21 protein-coding genes, 1 tRNA gene and 1 other RNA gene are annotated in these 19,867 nt (G+C 71.2%); 6 read left to right on the top strand and 17 right to left on the bottom strand.

What is annotated here, in order from left to right:
* Positions 1–43: 43 nt before the first annotated feature.
* Together LADH09A_RS08300 and LADH09A_RS08295 are read right to left on the bottom strand one after the other, a co-directional pair.
* Positions 44–541: a hemerythrin domain-containing protein gene (locus tag LADH09A_RS08300; protein WP_238644279.1), complete on the bottom strand. Its 498-nt coding sequence runs from the start codon at positions 539–541 to the stop codon at positions 44–46.
* A gap of 5 nt (positions 542–546) precedes the next feature.
* Positions 547–1,527 (bottom strand): aldo/keto reductase, encoded by a 981-nt coding sequence (locus LADH09A_RS08295; RefSeq protein ID WP_238644278.1) that lies wholly within the window; start codon positions 1,525–1,527, stop codon positions 547–549.
* 70 nt (positions 1,528–1,597) lie between these two features.
* Here LADH09A_RS08295 and mgrA point away from each other — a divergent pair, with 70 nt between their 5' ends.
* Positions 1,598–2,593, top strand: a complete 996-nt coding sequence (gene mgrA / locus LADH09A_RS08290) for an L-glyceraldehyde 3-phosphate reductase (protein ID WP_238644277.1) — start codon at positions 1,598–1,600, stop codon at positions 2,591–2,593.
* A gap of 27 nt (positions 2,594–2,620) precedes the next feature.
* Here mgrA and LADH09A_RS08285 read toward each other — a convergent pair whose 3' ends face one another.
* Positions 2,621–3,529: a lytic polysaccharide monooxygenase gene (locus LADH09A_RS08285; protein WP_238644276.1), complete on the bottom strand. Its 909-nt coding sequence runs from the start codon at positions 3,527–3,529 to the stop codon at positions 2,621–2,623.
* A gap of 124 nt (positions 3,530–3,653) precedes the next feature.
* Between LADH09A_RS08285 and LADH09A_RS08280 the strand changes: the two genes are divergently transcribed.
* Positions 3,654–3,776, top strand: coding sequence for a 50S ribosomal protein L36 (locus LADH09A_RS08280; RefSeq protein ID WP_030490864.1), 123 nt, complete (start codon positions 3,654–3,656; stop codon positions 3,774–3,776).
* Positions 3,777–3,937: 161 nt separating this feature from the next.
* Here LADH09A_RS08280 and LADH09A_RS08275 read toward each other — a convergent pair whose 3' ends face one another.
* The 3 genes from LADH09A_RS08275 to LADH09A_RS08265 all read right to left on the bottom strand — a co-directional run bounded on the left by LADH09A_RS08275 (position 3,938) and on the right by LADH09A_RS08265 (position 5,186).
* A complete protein-coding gene (locus tag LADH09A_RS08275) occupies positions 3,938–4,318 on the bottom strand; it encodes an SdpI family protein (RefSeq protein WP_238644275.1) in 381 nt (126 codons plus the stop codon).
* Positions 4,319–4,434: 116 nt separating this feature from the next.
* Positions 4,435–4,507 (bottom strand) — tRNA-Ala (locus LADH09A_RS08270).
* A gap of 88 nt (positions 4,508–4,595) precedes the next feature.
* Positions 4,596–5,186: a YqgE/AlgH family protein gene (locus LADH09A_RS08265; protein WP_088946335.1), complete on the bottom strand. Its 591-nt coding sequence runs from the start codon at positions 5,184–5,186 to the stop codon at positions 4,596–4,598.
* A gap of 322 nt (positions 5,187–5,508) precedes the next feature.
* On the opposite strand from LADH09A_RS08265, the gene mdlC reads away from it, so the two are divergent.
* On the top strand, positions 5,509–7,104 hold the full coding sequence (gene mdlC / locus LADH09A_RS08260; RefSeq protein WP_238644274.1) for a benzoylformate decarboxylase: 1,596 nt from the start codon (positions 5,509–5,511) through the stop codon (positions 7,102–7,104).
* A 37-nt stretch (positions 7,105–7,141) separates the two neighbouring features.
* Here the strand turns inward: mdlC and LADH09A_RS08255 are convergent, their stop codons facing one another.
* The 10 genes from LADH09A_RS08255 to pruA all read right to left on the bottom strand — a co-directional run bounded on the left by LADH09A_RS08255 (position 7,142) and on the right by pruA (position 16,010).
* On the bottom strand, positions 7,142–8,098 hold the full coding sequence (locus LADH09A_RS08255) for a hypothetical protein (RefSeq protein ID WP_238644273.1): 957 nt from the start codon (positions 8,096–8,098) through the stop codon (positions 7,142–7,144).
* A 39-nt stretch (positions 8,099–8,137) separates the two neighbouring features.
* On the bottom strand, positions 8,138–8,689 hold the full coding sequence (locus LADH09A_RS08250) for a hypothetical protein (protein WP_238644272.1): 552 nt from the start codon (positions 8,687–8,689) through the stop codon (positions 8,138–8,140).
* Positions 8,690–8,842: 153 nt separating this feature from the next.
* Positions 8,843–9,520, bottom strand: coding sequence for a hypothetical protein (locus LADH09A_RS08245; RefSeq protein WP_238644271.1), 678 nt, complete (start codon positions 9,518–9,520; stop codon positions 8,843–8,845).
* Positions 9,521–9,592: 72 nt separating this feature from the next.
* Positions 9,593–9,968: a transfer-messenger RNA gene (ssrA, locus tag LADH09A_RS08240) on the bottom strand.
* 104 nt (positions 9,969–10,072) lie between these two features.
* A complete protein-coding gene (smpB, locus tag LADH09A_RS08235) occupies positions 10,073–10,552 on the bottom strand; it encodes an SsrA-binding protein SmpB (RefSeq protein WP_007455863.1) in 480 nt (159 codons plus the stop codon).
* Between the two features lie 151 nt (positions 10,553–10,703).
* Positions 10,704–11,579 carry a permease-like cell division protein FtsX gene (gene ftsX, locus LADH09A_RS08230; RefSeq protein ID WP_238644270.1) on the bottom strand — a complete coding sequence of 292 codons (876 nt, stop codon included), beginning with the start codon at positions 11,577–11,579 and terminating at the stop codon, positions 10,704–10,706.
* A gap of 67 nt (positions 11,580–11,646) precedes the next feature.
* On the bottom strand, positions 11,647–12,327 hold the full coding sequence (gene ftsE, locus LADH09A_RS08225) for a cell division ATP-binding protein FtsE (protein WP_030331491.1): 681 nt from the start codon (positions 12,325–12,327) through the stop codon (positions 11,647–11,649).
* A gap of 118 nt (positions 12,328–12,445) precedes the next feature.
* Complete coding sequence (gene prfB / locus LADH09A_RS08220; RefSeq protein WP_238644269.1) at positions 12,446–13,567, bottom strand: peptide chain release factor 2; 1,122 nt, start codon at positions 13,565–13,567, stop codon at positions 12,446–12,448.
* 121 nt (positions 13,568–13,688) lie between these two features.
* Complete coding sequence (locus LADH09A_RS08215) at positions 13,689–14,204, bottom strand: PadR family transcriptional regulator (RefSeq protein WP_099850731.1); 516 nt, start codon at positions 14,202–14,204, stop codon at positions 13,689–13,691.
* A gap of 177 nt (positions 14,205–14,381) precedes the next feature.
* Positions 14,382–16,010 carry an L-glutamate gamma-semialdehyde dehydrogenase gene (gene pruA / locus LADH09A_RS08210; RefSeq protein ID WP_238644268.1) on the bottom strand — a complete coding sequence of 543 codons (1,629 nt, stop codon included), beginning with the start codon at positions 16,008–16,010 and terminating at the stop codon, positions 14,382–14,384.
* A gap of 360 nt (positions 16,011–16,370) precedes the next feature.
* On the opposite strand from pruA, the gene LADH09A_RS08205 reads away from it, so the two are divergent.
* A complete protein-coding gene (locus tag LADH09A_RS08205) occupies positions 16,371–17,462 on the top strand; it encodes a hypothetical protein (RefSeq protein WP_238644267.1) in 1,092 nt (363 codons plus the stop codon).
* Between the two features lie 123 nt (positions 17,463–17,585).
* On the opposite strand, the gene LADH09A_RS08200 is transcribed toward LADH09A_RS08205, so the two are convergent.
* On the bottom strand, positions 17,586–18,095 hold the full coding sequence (locus tag LADH09A_RS08200; protein ID WP_238644266.1) for a DUF6912 family protein: 510 nt from the start codon (positions 18,093–18,095) through the stop codon (positions 17,586–17,588).
* 217 nt (positions 18,096–18,312) lie between these two features.
* Between LADH09A_RS08200 and LADH09A_RS08195 the strand changes: the two genes are divergently transcribed.
* Complete coding sequence (locus LADH09A_RS08195) at positions 18,313–18,540, top strand: helix-turn-helix domain-containing protein (RefSeq protein WP_099850727.1); 228 nt, start codon at positions 18,313–18,315, stop codon at positions 18,538–18,540.
* 235 nt (positions 18,541–18,775) lie between these two features.
* Positions 18,776–19,366, top strand: a complete 591-nt coding sequence (locus LADH09A_RS08190; protein WP_238644265.1) for an Rv3235 family protein — start codon at positions 18,776–18,778, stop codon at positions 19,364–19,366.
* Positions 19,367–19,867 lie beyond the last annotated feature (501 nt).

Raw genomic sequence — 19,867 nt, 5'->3', positions numbered from 1 at the left:
GTGCCCGAACCCGGCTCGGCGACTCCCCCGTGCCGGGGAGATCTCAGCGGTGGTCGGCCACGTACTGCTGGGGGTCCTTGTCGCGGAACGGCAGGTTGCGGCCATTCTTGTGCTCGCCGTAGAAGGTCAGCCAGCGTTGGCCCAGCTCGGCGCGGAGTTCGGTGCTGGCGTGCCGGCGGAAGTCGGGCAGCGCCTCGTCCTCCTCCTCGGCGAGGTGCTCGCTGTTCTCCCGGCGGGCGGTGCCGACCGCCTCCCACCACTGTTCCGAACCGACCGGGTGCAGCTTCGCCTCGGCGATGGCGTCCCGGATCTTGTTGTGGTCGCCGATCGCGTCGGCGGTCTCGTCCTCGCCGTCGTCGCCGTGCTTGACCAGGTGCGGGTAGAGGATCGCCTCCTCCGCCTCGGCGTGGATGTCCAGGTGCAGGGCTAGGGCGTCCCAGATGGCGAGCATCTCGTGCTCGTCGCGGGCGTCGTCGAGGCGGGCGAAGCCGCGCCGGAAGGCGGCGTGGTCGTCCAGGATCAGCGCGGTGATGTCGTCCACTGTGCTCACTTCTCCGTTGGGCTGGCGAACCGGGCGCGCACCATCGCCGGCATCGCGGCGAGGCCGGTGACCGGGCGGAAGCGTTTCGCGGTCTCGGCCAGGGCGGCGTACTCGTCGTCGGCGAGGTCGATGTCCGCGGCGGCGGCGTTGCGTTCCATCTGTTCCACCCCGGAGGCCCCGGGGATGGCGAGCACGTTCGGGTGGCGCAGCAGGTAGGCCAGCGCGATCTGGCTGGGGGTGGCGTCGTGTGCGTCGGCCACCTGGCGCAGGGTGTCGATCAGGACCGCGCCGCGTTCCAGGTTTTCCGGCAGGAAGTACGGGTTGGCCCGCCGGACCGCGCCGCTCGGCGGGTTCTTCGCGTCGTAGCGGCCGGAGAGGAAGCCCTGCGCCAGCGGGCTGTAGGCGATGACCACCCGACCGGTCTGGCGCGCGTACGGCAGCAGGTCCTGCTCGGGTGCCCGGTCCAGCATGTTGTACCGGACCTGGTTGCTGAGCACCCGCCGGCCGAGCGCCGCCTCGGCGACCTGCCAGCGGCGCAGCCCGTAGTTGCTGACCCCGACCTCGCCGACCAGCCCGACGTCCTGCAGGGTCCGCATTCCGCGCATGGTGGTGTGGTCGGCGACCAGCGGGTTGGGCTGGTGCACCTGGTAGAGGTCGATGCTGGTGACGCCGAGCCGGGCCGCGGAGGCGACCGCCCGCTGCTGCACCACCGCGGCCACCGGCAGGACCGGCAGGATCTTGGTGGCGACCACCACCTTGGGCCGGTCGTCGCCGAGGGCTGCGCCGAGGATCCGTTCGCTGCGCCCGAAGCCGTAGATCTCCGCGCTGTCGAACACGGTCACGCCCAGTTCCACGGCCCGCCGGACGATCTGCGCCGCCTGCTTCTCGAAGGCCGGGCCGTAGCCCCACTCCCGGGAGCCGAACTGCCAGGTGCCCAGCCCGATCTTGGACAGCGGTTTGGGGGTGTCGAGCGCAATGAAACGCATGGCGTCGAAACTACCCCGATGTCCTGGTTCACACGCCCGATCCCCGCCAGCACGGGCCGGAGCTAGGCTCATGATCGTGACCTACCTCGCCGCGGATGACCGCTACGACTCCATGACCTACCGGCGCAGCGGGCGCAGTGGCCTGCGGCTGCCCGCCGTCTCCCTCGGGCTCTGGCACAACTTCGGTCCGGACCGCCCCTTCGAACGGCAGCGCGACATCGTCCGGCGTGCCTTCGACCTGGGTGTCACCCACTTCGACCTGGCCAACAACTACGGCCCACCGCCCGGTTCGGCGGAGGAGAACTTCGGCCGGATGCTCGCCACCGACCTGAGGGCGTACCGGGACGAGCTGGTCATCTCCAGCAAGGCCGGCTACCTCATGTGGCCCGGCCCGTACGGCGAGTGGGGTTCGCGCAAGAACCTGATCTCGTCGCTGGACCAGTCGCTGGCCCGGATGGGGCTGGACTACGTCGACATCTTCTACTCGCACCGGTTCGACCCGGACACCCCGCTGGAGGAGACGATGGGCGCGCTCGACGCGGCCGTCCGTTCCGGCAAGGCGCTCTACGTCGGCATCTCGAACTACAACTCCGAGCAGACCGCCCGTGCCGCCGCGATCCTGCGCGACCTGGGCACGCCGCTGCTGATCAACCAGCCGTCGTACTCGATGCTCAACCGCTGGACCGAGTCCGACGGCCTGCTCGACACGCTGGAGCAGGTCGGCGCGGGGTGCATCGCGTACAGCCCGCTGGCTCAGGGGCTGCTGACCGACCGCTACCTGGGTGGCATCCCGGCCGACTCCCGGGTGCGCACCAGCGTCTTCCTCAACGAGAGCGACCTCAGCGACGAGAAGATGGCCACCATCCGGGGTCTCGGCGCGGTCGCCGAGCGGCGCGGGCAGTCCCTCGCCCAGCTGGCGCTGGCCTGGGCGCTGCGCGACCCGCGGATGACCAGTCTGATCATCGGGGCGAGCAGCGTCGAGCAGTTGGAGACCAACATCGCCGCGCTCGACAACCTCGACTTCACCGCCGACGAGCTGGCCGAGATCGAGCAGCACCTGGGCTGAACACCGCCGGGCCTCGGGCGGGTCGGGTCACCAGATCCGACGCCGCCCGGCCCGGTGGTTGCGTACCTCGCACTGCCGCCCGACGGGTGCGGCGGCGCCCCGACGTCGCCGGCTCGCGCCGACCAGCAACAGCAGCAGCACCAGCGCGCCGGCGACGCCGGCCAGCATCGGCCACCGGCCGCGGAGGTCGGTCACCGACGCCACCGGCACGCCCGGGTCGGCCGCCGCCGCCACCGCCGACCCGGAGGCAGCCGGTGCACCAGCGGGGGTACGCGGCGCGCTCTTCGACGCGGTGGCCTTCGACGCGGTGGCCTTCGCGCCCCGGAACACCACGTCCGAGCAGGAGTAGTAGGTGTCCGGGGTGTTGGAGTTCTGCCAGATCGTGTAGATCAGGTGCCGACCGTCGCGACCCGCCGGCAGCCGACCCGCCAACTGGTACGCCCCGGCCCGCACCGGCGGGTCCTTGACCGTCAGAAACGGGCGCGCTTCCAGATCCGCCCAGGTCAACGGCTCACGGGGGTCGTAATCGGGCGTGGTGACGTAGAGCCGGAAGGTGCCCCGGTGCTCGATCGTGGTCCGGTACGTGAAGGTGAATTTCGCGCCGGTGGTCAGCTCGGTGCTCGGCCAGTCCGTGCGGGGCAGATCCAGCCCCCGGTACGCGGACAGCCCACCGCTGCACAACTCACCGTTCGGGATCCGTTCCCGGTCCCGACCGTTGATCGCCGCGACGCGCACGTTGTCCCATTCGCGTACCGCCGCGCCCGCCTGGACCGCCGCCTGGCAGGCGCTGGTGGCCGCGTACCGGCCCTCGGGCCCGCAGGCCGCCGCCCGACTGACCGGGTTGGTCGGTGCGCCGTGGGCGGCGGCGGGCGTGGCTGCCAGCGGCACGGTCGCGGCAGCGACCAGCACCATGGCGAAGAGCCGGCGTACGGACATGAGGATGACCTCCGCCCACTGGTACGGCCGGCGGGCGGCAAAGGTTCGACGGTTGGCTGGCGGGAATCCGGCGGGTGGGTGCAGCGTTTCGATACTCGGAACCGCTTGCACCGAGGAGGCAGAGATGAAGGTACGTAGCTCGTTGCGTGCGCTGAAGCAGAAGCCGGGTTCGGTGGTGGTCCGCCGTCGCGGCCGGGTGGTCGTGGTGAACCGCGCCAACCCGCAGTGGAAGAGCCGCCAGGGCTGATCCAGCCCGCACCGGACATACAGTCGACAAACGCCCTGACCGGGTCATCCGGTCAGGGCGTTTCGCGTGCGGCGGAACTGCCCGTCGGAGCGGCGGCGGTGGCGCGGCGCTTCGAAGGAGGAACCGGTGCGCCAGGCGCCCACTCACTGTGGGCACCCCGGTCAGGACCCGTCGTCCACGGCGAGGGCAGCCCGGTCGCCGACGTAGCCCAGGTAGAGCAGGTAGGGCACGACCAGCACGGCGAGCACCAGGACCGCCGCGATCACCGGCGGGTCGCCGAAGGCGGTGCCGAGGACGACCGGCAGCGGAGACACGACGGCCAACAGGATCCCGGTCCGGTACAACGGCCGCTCGACCCGGCGGTGCGCCGCGTACCAGTGCTCGGTCGATCTCATGGTCGCGGCGGTGCGCACCCCCGGGCTGCGATACCTGTCCACCGACGGCCGCAGCGAGGCTCTGGCGGTGAATGCGACGAGCCACCCGAGGAATGCGTAGACCACCGAGATGAACGCTCCGGCCAGCACGGCCACCTCCTGACGCATCGGCTGACGTCAGTCTAGATACCGGCCGAACGGGGGGCTGCTCGTGCGCGCGGCGGGCCCGGCCGCAACGGAAAACGCCCTGACCGGATCTTGCCGGTCAGGGCGTTTCACAAGGGTGGAGCCGAGGGGACTCGAACCCCTGACCCCCACACTGCCAGTGTGGTGCGCTACCAGCTGCGCCACGGCCCCTTGCTGTTGTCCCGGTCGCCCGGGCACTGGGAAACTATACACAGACCGGCCCGCATGGTCATCTCGCGGGGTCCCCCGCCGAGCCGGGTCAGTTGAGCGCCACGTCCGGCGGGAAGTGCGCGACCGCGGCCATCATCCCGCCCTGCCGGCGCAGCACCATCGGCCACAGGTCGTCGGGCCGGTCGACGAAGGCGTCACCGGGCAACGCGTCCAGCAGGAACCAGGAGCCGTCGGCGATCTCCTGCTCCAACTGGCCGCTGCCCCAGCCGGAGTAGCCGGCGAAGACACGGATGCCACCGATGCTCTCCCGCAGCCGCTCCGGGTCGACCGACAGGTCGATCGTGCCGACCGCCCCGGAGACCTGGTGGAAGCCCTTCAGCCGGCGCATCGGGTGCCGCATACGGGCCAGGCAGATGGCCGAGTCGGGCTGCACCGGGCCACCCTCGAAGAGCACCGCCGGGTGCCGGGCCAGGTCACTCCAGTCGCCGAGCACCTCGGCCACCGGCACCTCCGTGGCGCGGTTCAGCACCACGCCGAGCGCACCGCCCGGCTCGTGGGCGACCAGCAGCACCACCGTACGGTCGAAGTTCGGGTCCTTGAGCGCCGGAGTCGCGACCAGCAGCCGCCCGGTCATCGACTCCATGGCTCGTCCGCCGATCGCCTGGCCCTCTCCCTGCATCCCACACACCCGTCAACCGTGAGCCCGCGCCGGGGATCGGTCATCTGCCGGATCCGCCCGGTGCGCCGGGATCAGCCGCGCTGTCAACGCCATGCCTGGCACCATAGCCTGCGTCCCGGGTGCTGGCTAAGGTCTGAACGGCAGGTGATCGGACAGTTGAGACGGAGGGTCGACGACCCCGACCGCGAACCTCCTGGTGATCGAACGATCCGGACCACCGACGGCGGTGAAAAGCCCGAAAGGTCCGTCACATCCCGATAGATTCGGCTGATCGGGAGGACGACCGCGATCGTCCCTGCCCGCGACACGGAGGCGGGTGGCGATGACAACGGTCCGGGACGCGACATACGACGTGCTCCGCACCCTCGGCATGACCACTGTCTTCGGCAACCCCGGCTCCACCGAGGAGCCGTTCCTGCGGGACTTCCCCGCCGACTTCCACTACGTCCACGCGCTGCACGAGGCGACCGCCGTGGCGATGGCCGACGGGTACGCCCAGGCGACCGGACGACCCGCCCACGTCAACCTGCACACCGCCCCGGGCACCGGCAACGGCATGGGCAACCTGGTCACCGCCTGGCACAACAAGACCCCGCTGATCGTCAGCGCCGGCCAGCAGACCCGGGAGATGCTGCTGCTCGAACCCCGGTTGGCCAACCGCCGACCCACCGAGCTGCCCCAGCCGTACGTCAAGTGGGCCTACGAGCCGGCCCGGGCGCAGGACATCCCCGCGGCGGTGCTGCGGGCGTACGCGACGGCGGTGCAGCCACCCGCCGGGCCGGTCTACCTCTCCCTGCCGATGGACGACTGGGCCCAGACCGCCGACCCGCCGCCCGCGACGCGCTCGGTGGCCACCCGGTTCGCGCCGGACCCCGAGCGGTTGGACGAGTTCGCCCGGATCCTCGCCGGCAGTCAGAATCCCGTTCTGGTGTACGGGCCGGGGGTGGACCGCTCCGGGAGTTGGCCGACGGCGGTCGCACTGGCCGAACTGCTGGCCGCACCGGTCTGGTCGGCCCCGGCCACCGAGCGGGCCGTGTTCCCCGAGGACCACCCCCACTTTCGCGGGGTGCTGCCGTACGCGATCGGTCCCCTGGCCGAGGCGCTGCGCGGGCACGACACCGTGCTGGTCGTCGGCGCCCCGGTGTTCCGCTACTACCCGTACGTGCCGGGCGGGCACCTGCCCGACGGCACCCGGCTGCTGCACGTCACGGACGACGCCGACGAGGCCGCCCGCGCCCCGGTCGGGGACAGCCTGCTCGGCGACCCGGGGCTGACCCTGGCCGCGCTGGTCGAACGCGTGCCGACGGCCGGCCGGCAGCCGCCCACCCGGCGGGACGCACCGGCACCACCCGAGGTCACCACCCCACTGAGCGCCGACGCCCTGTTCGCCGCGCTGGCCGCGCACTGGCCGGAGGACGCCGTGCTGGTCCAGGAGTCACCATCCAATCTGGCCGCGCTGCGCCGTCAGCTCAAGATCAGACGCCCGGCGTCGTACTTCACGATGGCCAGCGGAGGCCTCGGCTACGGCCTGCCGGCCGCGATCGGGGTGGCACTCGCCGAGCGGGACACCGGGCGCGACCGACCGGTGGTGGCGGTGATCGGCGACGGCTCGTTCCACTACTCGGTGCAGGCGCTGTGGACCGCCGCGCGCCTCGCCCTGCCGGTGGTGGTCGTCGTCCCAGTCAACCAGCAGTACGCGATCCTCAAGGCGTTCGCGGAGCTGAAGGACACCCCCGGGGTGCCCGGCCTGGACCTGCCGGGGTTGGACATCGTCGCGATCGCGGCCGGCTACGGCTGCGCCACCGAGGTCGTGGAGACCCCGGACCAGCTCGGCGCGGCACTCGCCACCGGGCTGCGCGCCGACGGACCCACCGTGCTGCCCGTGCCGATCAGCACCGACGTGCCCAGCATCCTCTGAGCCGTGCTGGCCCTGCTGCCGTCCGGCGAGCGGCCGGTCAGCGCGAGGCGATCGACAGCGCGCCGCCGGTGGACACGTCCAGCACCGGCCGGGCGCCCAGCGGCGCCGCGAGGGTGACGGTGACCGGTTCCATCTTGAGGATGGCGGGGCAGACGTCGGCGCTCCGGGTGACGCTGCCGCCGACCACCACGACGTCCGGCCGTTCCCACACCAGCGGCGTGATCGCGCTGTCGCAGGCGCCGACGCCGAGCCGCACGGTCAACCGGGCACCGTCGACCGCCGCGAGGTCCTGAGCGGACACCAACCCGTCCGGCATCGGCCCGGCCGGCGCGGTGGGCTCGGGCACCCGGTTGACCGCCGTGGGTGCGACGGCGAGCCGGGCCACCGGCGTGGCCAGCTCCTCGACGGTGAACAGCCAGGCCGGGACCTGCGCCTCACCCCGGCTCGTCCGCACCGGCACGGTGCCCAGGGTGACCCCGGTGACGGTGAGCGGGAGGCAGGCGGTCTGGGCGGCCGTGCTGGTGGTCCAACCATCCGGCCCCGGCTCGACGGTGGGGCCGCCGGGGGTGGGCAGGCCGGGCCGCTTCGGTCGACCCGGGCAGGGCAGCGGGTCACCCTGGTCGAGCTGCCGGTACGCCTCGGCGGCGCTGACCAACGGCAGCGTCAGCCGGCCGTCCGGGAACCGGATCTCACCGCCGACCCGCATCGGCGGAATCGGGACCTTCGCGCGGTACCACCCGGCTCGGAAGGCCGTCTCGGTGTCCGGGGTGAAGCGCGGGTCACCGGTGAGCACGGTCGGCCCCTCCAGGGGGACGTACCCGGAGCGCCAGTCGGGGCCGGGCTGCCACGCCTCGGCGACCCGGGCGGCCCGCTGGTCGAAGGCCTCGGCACGGCGCGTCGGGTCACCGGGCCCGTCAGCGGGGCCGACGCTGGTCCGGGCGCAGCCCGCCGCCAGCAACAACGGGAGTACGAGCAGCAGGGTCGGTCGACGCATACCCGGTTCGACGCGTCCGTGGACCCTCCGGTTCCCGGCTCAGGTCTCGCCACCCAGATCCGTCTGGTACGCCTCCCACAGCAGATTGGTGCCCCGTCGCCGGTGCCGGGCCAGCCTCCGCAGCAGGTGCCCGGCCCAGTGCCGCAGCTCGTCCGGGTGCGTCTCGGGCTGTTCGGCGCTGCGCTGGACCGCCAGGATCGCGGCGACGATCGCCGCGTGTTCCCGGGTCAGCAGCCGTACCCCGTGGTGAAGCCGCGGCGACTGGGTGAGCAACTCCCGGTACAGCCCCGCCGGGCCTTCGGTGATCCGGACGTGCTCGGCGAAACCCTGCCCCACCGGACGCAGCCGCAGCAGGACCTCGTCGCGCCAGCGCGGCGCGGTGGTCACGGCGGCAAGGGCTCGACCGAGCGCGTGCACGTCTCCGGCGAGCCCGGCCGGGCGCGGCTCACCGGGCAACCCGACGGGAGGTGGCTCGGCGGGCTGACCGACGGGGTCCGGCTGGGCGGGATGACCGGCGGGATCCGGCTCGGCGGGGTGACCGGCGCGCGGCCGGACGACGAGTGACGGCTGCTGGACCGGACCGGTGACCATGGCACCTCCCGCGCGGCGCGCTGCTATCCCATACCGCGATGGTGAGCCTGCCCGGCCCACCGTGTCCAGGGCCGCACAACGGCTCATCTGCCCCTTTCGCCGCAGGCGCCTCATGGGCACCACTGATGAGGGCTCCAGGACGCCACAGAGGTCCTAGTCGGCCGGTGGGTGCGCGGCCAGGCGGCGCAGTTGGTCGGCGACGGCGTACGCGTCGTCGCGCCCGTCGACCGGTCGGCCCGTCGTGATCGCGTCCGCCAACGCCCGCAGCTCGGCCGGGGGCAGGCTGCCCAGGCCCATGCCGCGCAGCGGGATGGCGACCCGCCGCGTGCTCGCCCGGTCGGTGGCGATGACGGCCCGCAGCCGCTGCCCGACCATCGGGGCGTCGTCCCCCGTCCCGCGATACGACAGCTTCGCGGTGTCGATCCTTGCGGTGGCGAGGTCGACGGTGCGGGTGGTGAACGCCCCCCGCACCCGGGCCCGGCTGCCGTCCAGCCAGGCGGCCGTGCGGAGCACCCGCAGCACGAGGTAGACACCGAGCAGCAGGAACGGCAGGCCGCACAACCCGATGACCGGTACGGGGTTGGACTGGTCCGCGCCGGCACCGGAATCCCGCAACGCGGGTGGCAGCATTCCCGGCGGGAGATCGCGGGCCTCCTCGTAGGACGCGAACGCGTCCCCCGGGCCGGCCAGCCGACGCAGCAGCCCGCCCGCGATCAGGGGCAACGCCACGAAGGCCGCACCGACCGTCGCGACGAAGACGCCGGACAGCACCGCCACGGTGCGCTGACCGGGTGACGCGCCGACCGACAGGCGCAACTCCTGGTTGGTCACAGGAGGCAGCGTAGGACCACCTCGACACAACGAAGCGCCCCGGCCGGTGGGCCGGGGCGCTTCGCTTCGAGGTGGTGGAGGTGCCGGGAATCGAACCCGGGTCCTTCGCCGGTTTGTCAGGGCTTCTCCGAGCGCAGCTCGCTGTGCCTCTACTCGGCCCCACCGCTCACGCGAGCAAGTTGGTGTGACGGGCCCAGTCGCTGATTAATCTCGCCGCACGGACCCCGCGACCGGGTCCGATTGGCCAGCCTCCTAGCTGATGCCGGCTACTGGGACGAAGGCGTTCCCAGACCGACAGACTTAGCTACTCGCCTCAGGCGGCGAGAGCGAAGTCAGCGCGTTGGTTCTTGGCGCTTATAAGTTTCCGACGACCGATTCTCGAGACGACGTCGGCTTCCTCGGCTCGCTTCCCCTGTCGCTGCGTACGAAGTCGAAACCAGTCACCCCCTCGACAGGCCGCCGATGTGGCGGCACTGACAAGACTAACGCCTGCCGCAACCGCTTTCATCCCGAGCCCCGGGCCAACGCGCCAGCCCGGACAAACAGGATGAATCAGTCGTCCATGCCCTTGCCGCGCCGGCCGGACACCCGGGCGATCTCCCGGTCCGCGTCCCGCTTGGCGAGGTCCTGCCGCTTGTCGTACGACTTCTTGCCCTTGGCCAGCGCGATCTCGACCTTGGCCCAGCCGTCGGAGAAGTAGACCTGCAACGGGACGATCGTCAGACCGCCCTCGCGGGTCTTGCCGAGAAGCTTGTCGAGCTCGCCCCGGTTGAGCAGCAGCTTGCGCGTACGCCGGGGCTCGTGGTTGGTCCACGTGCCCTGGGTGTACTCCGGGATGTGCATGGAGTGCAGGAACAACTCGTTGTCGCGCTCCTGGGCGAAGGCGTCGACCAGCGACGCGCGCCCGGCCCGCAGCGACTTGACCTCGGTGCCGGTCAGCGCCATGCCCGCCTCGTACGTGTCGAGGATCGCGTAGTCGTGGCGCGCCTTCTTGTTGGAGGCGACCACCTTGCGCCCCTTCTCCCGTGGCATCGGTGCCACCCCCTCTCCTGGATCGCCCGTGGCCGGGCTCACCCCGGCCGGACAACCGATCATGCTACCCGAATCACAAGGACCCCCCCGCGCCGTTTATTTCCGGCTGCGGGAGGGTCCTCGCAAGACGACGGGACGACCCGTCCGGTGCCTAGACCCGCAGGTAGAAGCGCAGGGTGATCCAGGCGGTGCCCGCGCTGACCAGACCACCGACGCCGGCCATCAGCGGGAAGATGAACAGGATGTCACCCCAGCTGATCGGCGAGAGCAGACCCTGCAACGCGCTCAACGACCCGTCGAAGAGCAGATACTTCGCCGCGACCAGGGCGACCAGACCCAGCAGCGAGCCGATCAGGCCGGCCACCACCGCCTCCAGCACGAACGGCGCCTGGATGAACCAGTTGGACGCACCCACCAGTTTCATGACCGCGACCTCACGTCGCTTGCTGTACGCGGCCACCTGAATGGTGTTCGCGACGAGCAGCAGGGCGGCGATCGCCATCACGATGGCGGCGGCCAGCGCGATGTTCTGGATCGAGGTGAGGATGTTGAAGATCTTGTCGAGGAGTTTGCTCTGGTCGACGATCTCGTCGACGCCGTCGGTCTCCTTGTACTGGTCGTAGATGTTGCGGTATTCCTCCGGGTTGTTCAGCGTGATCCGGAAGGACTCGGGCAGCTGGTCCGGCTTGACGGCGTTGACCAGGTCCGGCGCGTCCTGGTACATCGTCTTGAAGCGCTCGTACGCCTGGGCCTTGTCGACGTAGATGACCTCCTTGACCAGGGGGTCACTCTCCAACTTGCCCTTCAGCTCGGTGCGCTGCGGCTCGCTCACCTCCTGGTTCAGGAAGATCGCGACCTGGATGTTCTTGAAGTAGAGGTCCTTCATGTCGTCGACCTGGCGGTACATCAGACCGCTGGCGCCGAGCATGGTCAGCGAGACCGCCATCGTGATGATCATCGCGATGGACATGGTCACGTTGCGCCACAGTCCGACCAATACCTCGGACAGGACGTATTTCACGCGCATCGGGATTTCCTCCGGGTCTCCGGCATGAGGTGTTCGTCGTCAGGCTGCGCAGGGGTGGAGCGCCGGCTCACCCGTAAACGCCGCGGGCCTGGTCACGCACGATGCGACCGCTCTCGATCTCAACGACGCGGCGGCGCATCTGGTTCACGATGTTGGAGTCGTGGGTGACCATCACGACGGTCGTGCCGGTGCGGTTGATCCGGTCCAGCAGACGCATGATCTCGATCGAGGTGTCCGGGTCCAGGTTTCCGGTGGGCTCGTCCGCCAGCAGGATCAGCGGACGGTTCACGAACGCCCGGGCGACGGCGACCCGCTGCTGCTCACCACCGGAGAGCTCGTGCGGGTAGCGGTGCTCCTTGCCACCCAGCCCGACCAGCTCCAGCACCTCCGGCACGACCCGGCGGGCAACCGCCTTGGTCTTGCCGATCACCTCGAGGGCGAACGCCACGTTCTCGTACGCGGTGCGGTTCGGCAGCAGCCGGAAGTCCTGGAAGACACAGCCGATCGAGCGCCGGAAGTGGGGTCGCTTCCACGAACGCATCGACGTGACGTCCTTGCCGTTGACCACGACGCGGCCCTTGTTGGGGGCCACCTCGTGCAGCAGCATCTTGATGATTGTGGACTTGCCGGAGCCGGATGGACCGATGAAGAAGACGAACTCGCCCTTCTCGATCGAGACGGACACGTTGTCGAGCGAAGGCCGGGACGCCTTCGGGTACGTCTTCGTCACTTGCTCAAGCTGAATCACGGGTGGTGAGTCTACGCGGTGTAACAACTGAGCCAAGCCCCACGCCCCGCCGATCCGCCACGAGTCGTCGAATCAGGCCTCTACCTGGAGATCGATGACGCGCAGCGCCTGCGCCTCGTTACGCACCGTCGCCGGCAAGCTGCTGCTGCTTGCGCCAGCGGATGCCCGCCTCGATGAAACTGTCCAACTCGCCGTCGAAGACCGCGCTCGGATTGCCGGTCTCCTGCTCAGTTCGGAGATCCTTCACCATCTGATACGGGTGCAGGACGTAGGAACGCATCTGGTCGCCCCACGAGCTGGTGCCGCCGCTCTTGAGGCCGGCCATCTTCTCTTCCTCCTCCTGGCGCTTGCGCTCCAGCAGCCGCGCCTGGAGCACCCGCAACGCGGAGGCCTTGTTCTGCAGCTGGGACTTCTCGTTCTGGCAGGTCACCACGATGCCGGTCGGGATGTGGGTCAGCCGGACCGCCGAGTCGGTGGTGTTGACGCTCTGCCCACCGGGGCCGGAGGAGCGGTAGACGTCGACGCGTACCTCGTTCTCCGGGATGTCGATGTGGTCGGTCTGCTCGGTGACCGGCAGGACCTCGACGCCCGCGAAGCTGGTCTGCCGACGGCCCTGGTTGTCGAACGGGCTGATCCGGACCAGCCGGTGGGTGCCCGACTCGACGCTGAGCGTGCCGTAGGCGTACGGCACCTTGACCGCGAAGGTGGCCGACTTCAGGCCCGCCTCCTCGGCGTACGAGGTCTCGTAGACCTCGGTCGGGTAGCCGTGCCGCTCCGCCCAGCGCAGGTACATCCGCAGCAGCATCTCGGCGAAGTCCGCGGCGTCCACGCCACCGGCGCCGGCCCGGATGGCGACCAGCGCCTCCCGGGAGTCGTACTCACCGGAGAGCAGGGTGCGGACCTCCATCTCCTGGATGGCCTTGGTCAACCCGACGATCTCCGACTCGACCTCGGTCAGCACACCCGGGTCCGCCTCGGCCTCCGCCAGCTCCAGCAGCACCTGGGCGTCGTCGAGGCCGGAACGGAGGCTGCCCAGCTTGCTGATCTCGCCGTTGACGTACGACAGCTGCGAGGTCACCTGCTGAGCCTTGGCCTGGTCGTCCCAGAGGTCGGGGGCGGAAGCCTCCTGCTCAAGGCGGGCCTTGTCCTCGTGGAGTCGGTCGAGGTTGAGGACGGCCTCGATGTTTCGCAGGGTCGCGTCGAGTTCCTTGAGCTGTTCGGCGTAATCGGCAGCGGTCACGACAGATAAGCGTACTGCGCGGACCCGGAGCGAGCTTGCGAGCCCCGCAGGCCGACGCCAAATTGCCGCTGCGCCATCGCCGGCTGCTCAGCTCGTTGCCGGTGCGCGAACTGCCCGGTGGTCACCCGACGGGGGCGGTCTTCAACCACGACAGGGCGGCCCGGTGGTAGGCGACGGCGAACTCCAGCGCGCTGGCATCGTACGTCTCGCCGTCGCGTTTGGCGTTCTTGACCTGTTCGCGAACCTGTGCCAGGGCCTCGGTGTGGTACTCGTTGGCCGAGGCGTACAGGCCCTTGAGCTGGCTGGCCGAGTGCAGGTTGCCGAAGGCCATCCGCAGCGCGATCGGGTTGCGGATGGTGTCCCGCCCCGGGTTCTCCGCCAGCCAGCGGGAGAACGTCCGTTTCCCACTCGCGGTGAGAGCGTACGGCTGGCTCATCCGCGGCCCCGGCTTACCGAGACGCACGAAACCCCGCTCGGCCAGCACCGGCAACTCGCGGTAGACCTGGCTGCGGGTCATCGACCAGTACGGCGCCAGACGGCGCTCAGCGGCGGCCATCAACTGACCGCCTGTCATCGGGCCCTCGTGGAGGAGGCCGAGCAGGGCCGCCGCCGTAGGGTTGACTCCGGAATCCGCCATGCCCACTACGCTGCCACTTTGCGCACCCGGCGTCCAGGATTTGCCAGTTTGCCACCCGACAGGACTTCCTAAGTGCACTGTCGGCGGCAGACTGTCCGTTCAGGACTTTCGATGGATCACGACCCTCGGCCGACCCGCCGGCGGCCTCGCGCACCGCCGGCGGGTCGTCGCCGCAGGTCAGCCCATGTGGGGGTACGTGTGGTCGGTCGGCGGCACGAAGGTCTCCTTGATCGTGCGCGGCGACACCCAGCGCACCAGGTTGAGCCAGGAGCCCGCCTTGTCGTTGGTGCCGCTGGCCCGGGCGCCGCCGAAGGGCTGCTGCCCGACCACCGCGCCGGTCGGCTTGTCGTTGATGTAGAAGTTGCCGGCCGCGTACCGCATCCGCTCGGCGACCGCGTCGACCACCCGACGGTCGGTGGCGAAGACGGAGCCGGTCAGCGCGTACGGGGCGATCGACTCGGCCTGCGCCACCACGTCGTCGAAGCGGGCGTCGTCGAACACGTGCACGCCCAGGATCGGCCCGAAGTACTCGGTGGTGAAGGTCTCGTGGGCGGCGTCGCCGCACTCGAAGAGCGTCGGCCGGACGAAGTAGCCGACCGAGTCGTCGGCGGTGCCACCGGCCAGCACCCGGCAGGAGTCGTCACCGGCGATCAGCTCCAGCGCCGCGGTGTGCCGGGCGAACGCCTTGTCGTCGATCACCGCGCCGCCGAAGTTGCCGAAGTCGGTCACGTCGCCGTAGGTCAGCGAGTCGGCGGTGGCGGCCAGCCGGTCGCGCAGCCCACCCTCCCAGATCGAGCGCGGCACGTACGCCCGCGAGGCCGCCGAGCACTTCTGACCCTGGTACTCGTACGCGCCGCGGATCAGGGCGGTGTGCAGGGCGTCCACGTCGGCGCTGGTGTGCGCGACCACGAAGTCCTTGCCGCCGGTCTCGCCGACGAGGCGCGGGTAGCCGCGGTAACGGGCGATGTTGTCGCCGACGGTCCGCCACAACTGCTGGAAGACCTTGGTCGAGCCGGTGAAGTGGATGCCGGCCAGGTCCGGGTCGGCGAGCACGACGTCGGAGACCTCCTCGCCCCGGCCGGTGACCATGTTGATCACGCCGGGCGGCAGGCCGGCGGCCTCGAACAGCCGCATGGTGAAGTGCGCGGCGAACTGCTGCGTCGGGCCCGGCTTCCAGACCACCGTGTTGCCCAGCAGGGCGGGCGCCGACGGCAGGTTGCCGGCGATGGCGGTGAAGTTGAACGGGGTGACCGCGTAGACGAAGCCCTCCAGCGGGCGGTGGTCGAACCGGTTCCAGACCCCCGGCGAGGACGCCGGCTGCTCTTCCAGCAGGCGACGGGCGAAGTGCACGTTGAACCGCAGGAAGTCGATGAACTCACACGCCGCGTCGATCTCCGCCTGGATCGCGGTCTTCGACTGACCCAGCATGGTGGCGGCGTTGAGAGTGTCGCGCCACGGGCCCGCGAGCAGCTCGGCGGCGCGCAGGAAGATCGCGGCGCGCTCCTCGAACGGCAGTGCCCGCCACATCGGGGCGGCGTCCTTGGCCGCCCTGATCGCGGCGCGGGCGTCGTCGTGGGTGGCGTGCCCGGTCACACCCAGCACGTGCGCGTGCTTGTGCGGCTGCACCACGTCGATCGGGTCACCGGCGGCCATCCGCTGCTCACCGCCGATGGTCATCGGCAGGTCGATGCGCTCGGCGGCGAGCTCGGTCAGCCGCCGCTGGAGCCGGTCCCGGTCGGGGCTGCCCGGCTCGTAGTTGCGAACCGGCTCGTTGCGCGGCTCGGGAACGGAGAACACGGCATCCATCAAGGCTCCTGGCGATCTCGACAGCAGTGGCGAAACCGGACCCGCAGGCACCGACCGGACGGCCGGACACCGGACGCTACCCGGGAGGGCCGAGCAGCGGCGGGACCTCCCGTGATTCTCCCACGAAGGGCTGCACGCCCCACTTCCGCCACCGCCCTCCCCGAAGGACCGACCCACCCCTCCTCCCCTTACCGATCGGGCTCGATCCGCCGACCCTCGCGTACCGCCGGGCAGTCCCTCGCCCGCACGGCGGGGAGTCGGGCCCGGCTCGTACCCCCGCGGTCGTCCCGGGGCGGCGGGTGACCCAGCGGGCCCGCGTACCCTGAATGGTCGGTGACCTGCCGCCTCGAAGGGGAGACGATGACCAAGCAGCCCGGCCGCGTCCCGGCCGCGGAGTCGGACGACCCGGCGGCCGACACGGCCAGCCCCAGCAGCCGACCGCTGCCCGCCCCCGGCGCGGCGATCCTCGCGCTGCTGGCGCTCGGGTGGCTGACCGCCATGCTCTGGTCCACCCGGGAGGCCATCACCTCGGCGGCCGCCGGGATCACCGCGATCAGCCTCTCCGCGTTCGCCCTGCCCGGCGTGATCTCGGCCGCGCTGGTGGCCGGCGCGGGCGTCGCGCTGGCCGCGGGCAACCTGCTGGCCCGCCGGTACGGCGACTGGGCCACCCTGCGCTTCGCCGGAGCCATCGGCGGCGGGATGCTGGTCGGCCTGGGCGCCGCGCTGGCGATCAACCTCACCTACTTCGACACCTCGACCACCAACGTGATCGCCGGCACCACGGCGGCTGCGGCGATCATCGGTGGCGCGGTGGCCGGAGCGCGGACCGCCCCGGCCGTCGGCGCGGTGGTGACCGCCGCGCTGGGCACCCTGATCTTCGTGGTCGCGTTCAGCAACGCCCGCGACCCGCTGTTCGACCTGTTCGGGGCCGGTGACAGCCAGGAGTCGCTGGTCAACGCCGCCAAGTGGGTGTCCCGCACCGAGTCACTCGTCGCCGGGCTGCTTGCCGGGCTGCTCGCCTTCGGCTACCTGACCTGGGCGCGGCGTCGGGCCCTCCGCCGCGATCCCGCGGCCCCGGCGCTGCGCTGGCCGGCGTACCTGCTCGCCGGCGCAGGCCCCGGGCTGCTCCTGCTGCTCGCCGAGCTGATCATCCGGGTCGGTGGGCGGTCGCTGCTCGATCTGGCCAGCGCGCTCAGCGAGGCTGACGCGGTGGCGCAGACCTCGCTGGGCACCTCGCGGGTGGACAACGGCATCTGGGTGCTGTTCGTGGGGGCGCTGACGGCGCTCATCGCGTTCGGCCGCACCCTCGGCCCGGCCCACACCGACGACGACCCTGACGAGAGCCCTGAGCCCGTCGCGGACCGGGTCGACCCCGAGGACGACGAGACCAGCCCGGCCGAGACGTTCGGCGAGTACGACGCGGACCCGGCCAAGGCCGACCCGTCCCGCTGACGTCGGCCGACGTCCGGCTGGTCGGCCGACGTCCGGCTGGTCGGCCGACGTCCGGCTCGTCCGCTGGTCGGCTGACGTCCGGCCCGTCCGCTGGTCGCTGACCGCGCAGCGCTCGTCGGCTGTTCAGCCGACCGCGCGCAGCAGCAGGTCCAACTCCGTCACGTCGTACCACTCCAGCTCATGGTCCTCAGCGCCGTCGACGGCGAACTGAGCATCCGGGTCGCCGGCGTCGGCCTCGGCCACCACGTCGGCCGCCGCCGTGACGTCCTCGACCGCGTCCGCTCCGTCCACGTGGATGGCGGCGATGGCACCAACCGGCACCGCGGCGGCCAACGTCACGATGCTGGAACCCAGCTCACCGTCGCCCCGCCCGACCGCGCCGGCCGGCAGGTCGACCGAGACGACGACGCGGCGGCGGGGCGCGGCCGGGTCCGCCCGGAGCAGGTGCAGTGCGTCCTGGGCGGCCCGGGTGAACGCGACGTACTCCAACTCCTCCTCGTCGCCCTCGGCGTACCACTCGCGCAGCGCCGGGGTCACGGCGTGCGCCTCGTCGGCAGCGAGCCCCTCGTCCCCCAGCCGGGTCAGCATCGGTACGGTCGCCGGCACGTACACCCGGACAAACTCTTCGGTCACCGGTCGTCTCCCCCGCTTCGTCCACCACCGGCGGCCGCCGGCACGGGCGCAGATCATGCCGCACGCCGTGACCGTCATACACCCCGCCTCCGGTCGGTGGAAGTTCCCGGCCGGTGTGTCCTTTAGGGTCGGCCTGACCTCCGTGACGGCCCGGCGTTGGGCGGTGCGGTCTGTCGGTGGCAAACTGAGCCAAACGACATCAACCCCGGGAGTTCCTGTGGAGCCGAGGTTCCTGCTGCTCTCCGACGTGGCCACCGAGCTGAACGTGTCGGACTCGCAGGTCTACCACATGGTGCGCAGCGGTGAACTGCCCGCGATCAAGATCGGTGGACGGGGCCAGTGGCGCGTCGAACGCGCGCGCCTGGAGGAGTACATCGCGCGCAAGTACGACGAGACCGCGGAATGGGTCCAGAGCAATCCTTTGATCGATCGCGACCCGGAGTAGCAGCGGCTGGCGCCCCGTCTTAGCGCCCCGACTCACTCCACGCGCTTGATCCACTCCGTTTCAAGGAAAGCGCGGTGTCCAGGCCGTGCGGATACCGCGACTTCGGCAAACCCGAGTGGATCAAGCTGGGCACTCGGCAGGATCGTCACTCAACCATTGACCGAGGCCTCTTTATCCCTGAGAATTGGCGTAGTCGTAGGCAAACGAATGCAAACGTAAGATCAAGGGGGCCAAGATGAGCCAGGCGCAACCCGGCCCTTACCGACCACCCGTCCGGCTGCGCCCAGTCCCGCCCATCGACCCCCCGTACGCCGACGAGGCCGACGGGTCGTACTGGCCGGCACCCGTCCACGGCCAACTCGCCCTTGACCTGTTCGCCTCGACCCGGCCGGACCCGGTCCGACCACCCGAGCGCCGGGGCGCACTCCGCCCGGTGCCGAGCCGGAACACCACCCACCCGGTAACGCCGCTGCCACCGGCGACCGCCCCGGAAGCCACCGGAGCCGCGCATCGCTTCGTCGGCACCTGCCTGGAGGTCATCAACGGCTACCGGTCCCCGGCGCAGGTGCGGGCACTGCTCGACCCACCCCGCGCGAGTGACCTGCTGACCGAGCTGGCCCGCGCGTCCGGGCGGGCCGGCGCACCTCGCCGTCGCACCAACCGACCGGTCGTCCGACTGCTGCGCCTACGCCTCTGCGAACCCCGGGAAGCCGCAGTGGAGGCGGCTGCCGTCCTGACCGGCGCGGGCGGCCGAAGCTGGGCGATGGCGCTCCGCCTGGAGCATCGTCGGGGCCGCTGGCTCTGCACCGCCCTGCACGTCCTCTGACCACACCCTGCCGGAGTTCGATCAACCCAACCTGGCCCGGCCAGGAGGGCCCGGCCAGGCAGGCCAAGCCAGGCGGCCCGGCCAGGCAGGCCAAGCCAGACGGGCCAAGCCAGACGGGCCAACCCAACCTGACCCGGGCCAGACGGGCCCGGCCAGGCGGGCCAAGCCAGACGGGCCAAGCCAGGCCCGCCGAGCCAGACGGGCCCGGCCAGGCGGACCAAGCCAGGCCCGCCGAGCCAGACGGGCCAAGCCAGACGGGCCAACCCAACCTGACCCGGGCCAGACGGGCCCGGCCGGGCGGGCCAAGCCAGACGGGCCAAGCCAGGCGGGCCGAGCCAGGCAGGCCAAGCCAGGCAGGCCAAGCCAGGCAGGCCAAGCCAGGCGGGCCAAGCCAGGCCCGCCGAGCCAGGCGGGCCAAGCCAGGCCCGCCGAGCCAGGCGGGCCGGACCAGGCCCGCCGAGCCAGGCGGGCCGGACCAGGCCCGCCGGGCCAGGCGGGCCG

Source organism: Micromonospora cabrerizensis (assembly GCF_022230955.1).
GTDB classification, from domain to species: domain Bacteria; phylum Actinomycetota; class Actinomycetes; order Mycobacteriales; family Micromonosporaceae; genus Micromonospora; species Micromonospora cabrerizensis.
This window is presented reverse-complemented; position numbering and strand designations above follow the sequence as displayed.